The sequence below is a fragment of the Limnohabitans sp. Rim11 genome, from assembly GCF_001269365.1.
In the GTDB taxonomy this organism is placed as follows: Bacteria; Pseudomonadota; Gammaproteobacteria; order Burkholderiales; family Burkholderiaceae_C; genus Limnohabitans_A.
This window is the reverse complement of record NZ_CXOM01000001.1, coordinates 945,201-953,351: the sequence shown is the minus strand read 5'-3', so window position 1 is coordinate 953,351 and position 8,151 is coordinate 945,201. Positions and strand designations below refer to the sequence as shown.

Genomic DNA, 8,151 nt, shown 5'->3' with positions numbered 1-8,151 from the left:
ATGTTCGGCACGGCTTGCCGAATCAGCAAGGGCTTTTTTTGCCAATGACGTTTCATAAACTGCTCGAGCGCACAATCCACTTTTTTGCTTTGGCAAAGTCCACAGCCTCCTTGAGAATCTCGTTCTCCAAAGTCTTGCGGCCAAGCGCACCTTCAAGTTGTTTAATGCGTCTCATGGCCTCTTGAAGTTCAGAAGCTGGGACAACGGTTTCATTGGCACCGACTGCGACCAAAGAACCTTCCAAATAAGCTTTGCGCCACTGAAACAACTGTGCTGCAGTCAAGCCATGTTGGCGGGCAACCAAAGAAACAGAACTTCCTGGTTCATTGGTTTGTTTGACGATTTCAAGCTTTTGCTCAGGAGTCCAGCGCCTGCGGCGCTGAACACTGGTGACCACTTCCACCCGGTTAGGTCTTATTGATGACATAGTCATATCCATAGTCTTATTCCTAGTTGTTAGTTTAAGGAATACCGATGGGACTGTCATTCAGGGGGCTAACTCAAAGAACGAGGATGGGCAGAACATAACGCTGTAAATCCTACGGCATACCTACGCTACTTTTGAACTCTTGCGCGGGGGCACTGACATACACACGCCCAGCAAGCAGATGGGAAATTCAGCGGCAATGATTGAGCGGCACTACAGCAAGTTGACGACAACTATGGCTACTTTCAAGTTGGCTTGATTCTTTTTCTGAGATGTGGATGGTGCCAACTCTGATTGTGAGAGTTGGCATAGCCTCATCTGGAATTGAACGTCACTCCTTCTGGAGTAGTTCCTACTGTAGTTGTTGACACGACTGTATTAGTCCTAGTATCTATCAACGAAACAGTACCATCTCCACGGTTTGTTACGTAGACCATAGTTCCATCAGGTGAAACCGCAACGCCTATTGGGTCTGCTCCAACCATAATTGTTGAAGCGACTGTATTAGTCGCAGCATTCAATACTAAAACAGCCCCGTAGTTGGCAACATAGATTTTGTTTCCATCGGGTGAAAGTGCTATTTCAAAAGGGAAATTTCCAACTGTAATTGTAGATTCAACAATGTTATTAGCAGTATTTATTATAGAAATAGTGCCATCTGCTAAGTTGGTAACGTAGACCTTACTGCCATTCGGTGAAGTCGCAACTCCATATGGAGAATTTCCAACCGTAATTGTACGAACGACTGAATTGGTAGTTGCATCAATGACTGAGACAGTATTATCTGAGGAGTTGGCAACGTAGCCAGTACTTCCATCGGGTGATGAAGCAACTCCAAATGGAGAATTTCCAACCGTAATTGTTGACACAACTGAATTGGTTGCAGTATCAATGATTGAGACAGTGTTACTCGAAAAGTTAGCGGCGAAGACCTTACTTCCATCAAGAGAAATCGCTAATTTTCTTGGACTAGAACCAACGATAATTGTCGACACTACTGAGTTAATCGCAGTATCGATCACACTTACAGAGTTACCAGTGGCATTAGCAACATAAATCTTAGTTCCTACACGTGATGCAACTAGTCCGACAGGGGCAGAAACCCCTATCGCAATTGTTGATTCGACCGAACCAGTCAAAGGATTTAATACAGAAATGGTGTCTGACAGATAGTTGGAAACAAAAGCAAGAAGACGTCGCAGTGAAGTTGCTGAGACTGTTGCCGACCCATCAGACGCTTGAACTTTGCTAGTTGTGATTGTTGCCGTTGAACTTGTATTTGGGGCTATGCCAGTGACTGTTACAAGACCACTACCACTAACTGTTACTGTTCCTGATGCTGTCGCAGTGCCAGAATATGTATAGGTAGCGTCATAGTTTGTGATCTGTACAGTGAATCCATCGCTAGTTGGTGTTGGGGTTCCAAAAGTCGACGTCAAGGTCGCAGGGTAAGTGGTGGAACCTGAAGAGCCACCGCAAGCGGCAAGCAAATTAATGATGAACAAAGTCGAAAAGATTAGAAAAATACGTCGCATCATAAGACCCCTAGACAAATCATGATTCATTCAATATAGTCGTCAAATTTCTGATTGTCTACAGAAATACTAAAATCAAAATAAACATCAACATCAACACGGCCCCTCGGTTTAGGTTTGTGGTCTTGACCCTGTATTCCAGTACCGCCGGTATGTTTAAGTTACCGATCGTTTGACCCTGACCCGAAAAACCTAACCATTTAAAAGTATAAAAATCCGGCATGATATTTCACCTATTGAAAAAGGGGACATGCCGTGAAAAAGAGCAGATTTACGGACGAGCAAATTGCCTTTGCACTTAAGCAGGCAGAGACTGGCACCAGGATTGACGAGATTTGCCGCAAGATGGGCATTAGCGATGCCACTTTTTACAAGTGGCGTCAAAAGTATGGTGGCTTGGGGCCTTCAGAGCTCAGGAAACTTAAGCAGCTGGAGGAGGAGAACAGCAAACTCAAGCGTATCGTTGCTGACCTTAGCCTGGACAAAGCCATGCTGCAGGACGTCTTGTCAAAAAAGCTCTAAAGCCTTCACGCAAGCGTGAGCTGGCCACCGAATTGATGGAGAGGTTTGGTGCCAGCATGCGGAAGGCTTGTGCTGTGATCAAGCTCAGCCGGGTTGTGTATTTATACAAATCCAATGCTCGCGACAACTCTGCTTTGGTCATGCGAATGAAAGAGATTACGCAGACTCGCGTCCATTACGGCTATAGGCGAGTTCATGTCATGCTCAGGCGTGAAGGCTTTAGAGACAACCATAAGCGCGTTTATAGGCTGTACCGGGAGCAGGGTTGGTCATTGCGGCAAAAGCGTCCAAAGCGCAACAAAGCAGCTCAGCTCAGACAACCGAAGAAGTTGGCGTTGCACATCAACCAAATCTGGAGCATGGACTTTGTTGCAGATAACTTGTTTGACGGGCGCAAGCTGCGAATGCTCACAGTGGTTGACTGCTACACCCGAGAAAGTCTGGATATACATGTTGACCAAAGTTTAAAAGGCGAAGATGTCGTTCGGGTTCTGAACAACATCGTGGCGGCCAGAGGCAAACCTATGACAATCAAAACCGATAATGGCAGCGAGTTCATCAGCAAGGTGATGGACAAATGGGCTTATGAAAGAGGTGTTGAACTGGACTTCAGCAGACCAGGCAAGCCAACGGACAATGCAATGGTGGAAAGCTTCAATGGCAGGCTACGCCAAGAATGTTTGAACGAACATTGGTTTATGAGCTTGCAAGATGCCAGGAATAAAATTGAGGCATGGCGGGGCTTCTATAACGAGGAGAGACCTCACAGTGCGCTAGACTGGCAAACACCAAAAGAGTTCGCTCTGAAGAACGGATCAAAACCCTGTCTTCAGAACAACAAGGAGCCGGATTTACTAACTTCTGAGTGGTAAGGAAACTGGGTCAGGGTCACAAAACCGGACTACTTCTTAATCAATGGTACGTCTCAAGGGGGCAGGTCAGCGTGAGCTATTTATGAAACTTAATTGATTCAAAATTTCTTACGGGTTTCTCATTATTCCAATGAGCATCTTGCTTGTTCAGTAGGCTATGCAAGTATGTGCGGTGGGGAACTCATGGAAAACTGGTGACTGGTTAACTAATTATCCAGATGGGTTGATACGCCGCGGGCTAAGCGGCTCTCTTTCTGTCGCGCAAATGCTCTCTGTCAACGTAAAGTGAGGCATTTTCTCTGCACAGGCAGCTATTTTTATTGCTTTTTATTGCGCTGAATTTGAATTAATTCAGCAAGTTCAAGGACGACCCAGCGGTTGCGTTTCGTAAAGAAGTTGGTATTTTCTTAGCTTTGGTATTTGTTATTGCCGTTGATTTCAAGGGACTGACGCTGAGCTACAAACTTTAGCTCAAGGCACCTGATCCTTAATTTCCAACTGCAGGTCTTTAGACCCGACCTTCACAGGCCCCAAGCTGCCCATCAAGTCGCCAGACTGCGGCATCGCGTTGCCAGATTTAGAAACGCGCACTTTCACAAACACTTCGCCCGCACCCGACAGCTTGCGATCTGGCGACATGGCGGTGCTGTCATCCAAAGTAAAACTCAAGGGCAAGTTAGCCACCGTGGTTTTATAAATGGCCAATGGCATGCGCTCACCGTTGGCAGGCGTTGCATAGACAAACACCACATCCGTAGGACTGGTTTTGCCTTTAAGGGCAGCAGCCAAACTGACCTTGCCAGACACACTGCTGCCCGAACCAGCAGCAGGTGAGGCCTTCAAAGCAGCAGAAGCTGGTTTAGGAGGAATGCCCAACTTAAGCTCGACAGAAGCAATGGCATCGTCCAAGCTAGGTACATCGGGGTTGTCTGCCGTTAGCGGCTTGCGAGCCTTCTGCCAATAGTTCAAAGCATCGGCATATTTCTCGTGAGCATAAGACGCACTGCCAGCCATCAAAAGCGCTGCATAGTGTTGCGGATCTCTTTGCAGAATGTCCAGAATTACGTCCCACGGCTCGCCTTCAAAGTTGCCCTGACGTTGCATGGCCAGAACTTCTACGCGCTCAATTCGAAGGTCGTCGTCAGCGGTTAGTTTCAAAGCACGGTCGTAGGCCTTCAAAGAAGGATCGAACTGCTCCAAGGTGCGATAGGTGCGCGCCAACATAACCCAGCCCTGCAAATTTTCAGGCTTCTCTTCTAGTTTTTGGGCCAACATCTCGGCCATTTTGGCCAACTCTTGCGGGCCCGCTTTGTCTTCCGATTTAAGAGCCAAAGGATTGAGTGCTGCAGGCTCGCCTACCCACATGTACAAACCCATGGCAGACACTGGCAACGCAATGGCCAACACTGCGGCCGTCCAAACGGCTGGTTTTTCTTTTTTAGCAACAGGGTCATCCACCGCAGTGGTGTCTTCTAGCAAACGCAAGCTCAACTCATCGCGCGACATCTGCCATTCTTCATCGCTGATGTGGCCGCTTTCATGTTCGCGGTCCAGGTCCAAAATTTGAGCCCTGTAAACGCTGGCATTGGCCTTGGCCTGACTGGCCGAAGTAGGTACAGCACGTTGGCGCAACAAGACCCACAAAATAATGGCCGCCACGCACACAACCAGGGCAAGCGCCAATATGACAAACAAGGTATTGGGGCTCATGACTTATCTCCAGACTTCAACAAGGCTTGAACCTTCAGTCGATCTGCATCGCTCAGTGAAGATGGTGCAGTTTGCTCAGATTGTCTTTGTCTGAGGTAAAGGGCCATGCCAATCACACCTAGTGCCAACAACAAGAAGGGCCCAAACCACAAGATCCAAGTGAGTGGTTTGACTTCGGGCTTGTACAAAACAAAATCGCCGTAACGGGCCACCAAGTAATCTTTGATTTGCGTGTCACTCTTGTCTTGTTTAATCAGTTTGCGAACTTCCTCGCGCAAATCATTGGCCAACTCGGCACGCGATGAAGCCAATGATTCATTCTGGCAAACCAAGCAACGCAACTCTTCCGAAATGTGAACCAAGCGTTTTTCAACCACTGGATCTTCTGCCAAGAGCGCAGCTTCTTTGGCATGAACAGTTCCTAAAAATGACAGCAAGACAAAGGCCAACGCACCCGTCCATTTGAAGCATTGCAATGTGAGTTTCATGAATTCTTTCAAGGGGCCTTAAGACGCGTTGAGTTTTTGAACCAAAGGCAAAATGGTGGTCTGCAAAAGCTCTGGCGTGACCACACCCACTCGCTTGTATCGAATCACACCTTCTTTGTCGATGACATAGGTTTCAGGCACACCGTAGACACCATAGTCAATGCCCACACGACCATCCAAATCCAGAACCGACAACACATAAGGGTTGCCATGACGCTTGAGCCAAATTTCACTGCGCTCTCTGGCCAACTTCAATTTCTCTTCAGGTGTGAACTTGCGGCCTGCAGGTTCATCTTGTGGCTGAACTTCTTTGTAACTCAGTCCGACGATAGGCAACTGATTGGCTTTAGAAAAAGCCACCAACACTGGGTGTTCTTCACGGCATGACACACACCAGGTAGCCCACACATTGAGCATCCACACTTTGCCCTTCATGTCTTGAGGACCAAACGGTGGCGCTTTGGCATCCAATGTATTCAAAGAGAATTCAGGTGCTGGCTTGCCTACCAAGGGGGAAGGAATTTCCTTGGGATCGCGATTCAAACCAACCGCCAAAAATACTAACAAGCCTACAAACAAGGCCAATGGAATTAAAAACTTTTTCACTTGAAATTCCTGAAACGCTTAGGCCGCACTGTCAGCAGACTTGCGATAACGTCGATCACTGACAGCCAGCAAGCCACCCAAGACCATCAGAATGGCGCCGTACCAAAGCCAAGACACAAACGGTTTATAGAAAACACGCACGCTCCACTGAGGCTTGTCGCCCTGAATGGCTTCGCCCAATGAAACATACAAATCGCGGAACAGTCCAGAGTCAATGGATGCCTCTGTCATGGGCATGGCCGAAGAAAAGTACTTGCGTTTTTCAGGGAACAACACTTCCAAGGGTTTGCCGTCTTTGCTAACGTTAACCTCACCCCGAATGGCTTTGTAGTTGGGGCCATTCACTTCGGACACGCCCACCAGCTCAAAGGTGTAGTTCTCAATGCTGACAGTGTCGTTAATGCCCATTCGAACATCACGCTCCACCTCATAGCCCTTGACCATGGTGACGCCCACCACCACCACCGCAATACCCAAGTGAGCCAGGTGCATGCCCCAGAATGAAGGCGCAATGCGTCCGGGCTTTTTAAGCCTTGCCACAATTTGCATGATCAAACCAACCAGCACCCAAGTGGCCAATGCCAAACCCATGCCGGTTAACCAAGTACCACGCTCAGTGAAAGCCCAAACGGATGCGCCCGCCAGAATGGCTGTAGCGGCAGGCACTCGCATGGCGGTGCCCAATTCTTTCCAACGCGCTTCACGCCAGTGTGCAATGCCGCCGGGCACCATTAAGAAAACCACCGGCACCATGAGCGGTACAAACACGGCATTGAAATAAGGTGCGCCCACCGAGAGCTTGCCCAAATTCAGAGCATCCACAATGAGTGGATAAACCGTACCCAACAAGACCGCGCCAGTTGCCACGACCAACAAGACACTGTTGACCAACAACATCGACTCACGAGACACCAAGCCAATCTTGCCGCCCAATGTAGCCTTGGGCGCGCGCCATGCAAACAAGGTAAGGGAAATGCCCACCACCAAGGCCAAGAAAATCAAAATGAACACGCCGCGCTTGGGGTCGGATGCAAAAGCATGAACCGAAGTCAGCACGCCAGAGCGAACCAAGAACGTGCCCAACAACGACAAAGAGAAGGCACCAATGGCCAACAACACCGACCAAGCCTTAAAACCACCGCGCTTGTCGGTCACCATTAAGGCATGAATCAAGGCCGTGCCAAACAACCATGGCATGAGTGATGCGTTTTCGACGGGGTCCCAAAACCACCATCCGCCCCAACCCAATTCGTAATAAGCCCACCAAGATCCCAAAGCGATACCGGCTGTCATGAAGACCCAAGCCACCACCGTCCATGGACGTGACCAACGCGCCCAAGCCGCATCTAAGCGGCCCGACAGCAAGGCAGCAACCGAGAATGCAAACGCCACAGAAAAGCCCACATAGCCCATGTACAACATGGGCGGGTGAATGACCAATCCAGGGTCTTGCAACAATGGATTTAAATCACGACCATCAGGCGGGGCTGGCAACAAGCGCTCGAAAGGACTGGAGGTGATCAAGATGAACAACAAGAAGCCCGTTGACACCAAACCCAAAATGCCAATGACGCGCGCCACCATGGCCAAAGGCAAGGTGCGTGAGAACAGCGCAACAGCGACTGTCCAACCCGACAGCATCAGAACCCAAAGCAACAAAGAACCTTCGTGTCCGCCCCAAACAGACGCAAACTTGTACTGCGATGGCAACAAGGAGTTGGAGTGTTGGGCAACGTATTTGATGGAGAAGTCATCGGACATTGCAGCATTGGCCAACACAGCAAACGAAAAGGCGATGAGCAAAAACTGAACGATGGCCGTGGGTCTGGCCAACGCTTGCCAACGCTGATGATCATTCACAGTGCCGGCAAGCGGTAAGACACCTTGAATCAGCGCCACACAAGCGGCAAGGATCAAAGCAAAGTGACCAAATTCAACAATCATTCAAAACTCTTTTCTGATGTGTGGGGTGCAAGCCGTAGGGCCGGTCA

General features: G+C 48.9%; 6 protein-coding genes and 1 pseudogene. 1 reads left to right on the top strand and 6 read right to left on the bottom strand.

Annotated elements, in window-relative coordinates; genetic code table 11:
* Positions 1-79: 79 nt before the first annotated feature.
* Both AMM03_RS04690 and AMM03_RS04680 read right to left on the bottom strand, forming a co-directional pair.
* Positions 80-427, bottom strand: a pseudogene (locus tag AMM03_RS04690) (transposase); the annotation flags it as partial.
* A gap of 314 nt (positions 428-741) precedes the next feature.
* A complete protein-coding gene (locus AMM03_RS04680) occupies positions 742-1,962 on the bottom strand; it encodes a YVTN family beta-propeller repeat protein (protein WP_194942762.1) in 1,221 nt (406 codons plus the stop codon).
* Positions 1,963-2,217: 255 nt separating this feature from the next.
* Here AMM03_RS04680 and AMM03_RS04675 point away from each other — a divergent pair.
* Positions 2,218-3,356 (top strand): IS3 family transposase gene (locus AMM03_RS04675; protein WP_228764558.1). Its coding sequence is split into 2 segments (ribosomal slippage): positions 2,218-2,470 and positions 2,470-3,356, totalling 1,140 coding nucleotides; the frame shifts between segments, so codons are not numbered across the junction.
* Positions 3,357-3,827: 471 nt separating this feature from the next.
* Here the strand turns inward: AMM03_RS04675 and ccmI are convergent.
* From ccmI to AMM03_RS04655, 4 genes are read right to left on the bottom strand one after another with little or no spacing between them, the layout of a single operon-like run.
* A complete protein-coding gene (gene ccmI, locus AMM03_RS04670) occupies positions 3,828-5,066 on the bottom strand; it encodes a c-type cytochrome biogenesis protein CcmI (RefSeq protein ID WP_090129244.1) in 1,239 nt (412 codons plus the stop codon).
* Positions 5,063-5,554: a cytochrome c-type biogenesis protein gene (locus AMM03_RS04665; RefSeq protein WP_090129243.1), complete on the bottom strand. Its 492-nt coding sequence runs from the start codon at positions 5,552-5,554 to the stop codon at positions 5,063-5,065. The genes ccmI and AMM03_RS04665 overlap by 4 nt, the downstream gene beginning before the upstream one ends.
* Before the next feature lie 18 nt (positions 5,555-5,572).
* Complete coding sequence (locus AMM03_RS04660) at positions 5,573-6,160, bottom strand: DsbE family thiol:disulfide interchange protein (protein ID WP_090129242.1); 588 nt, start codon at positions 6,158-6,160, stop codon at positions 5,573-5,575.
* An 18-nt stretch (positions 6,161-6,178) separates the two neighbouring features.
* Complete coding sequence (locus AMM03_RS04655) at positions 6,179-8,104, bottom strand: heme lyase CcmF/NrfE family subunit (RefSeq protein WP_090129241.1); 1,926 nt, start codon at positions 8,102-8,104, stop codon at positions 6,179-6,181.
* Positions 8,105-8,151 lie beyond the last annotated feature (47 nt).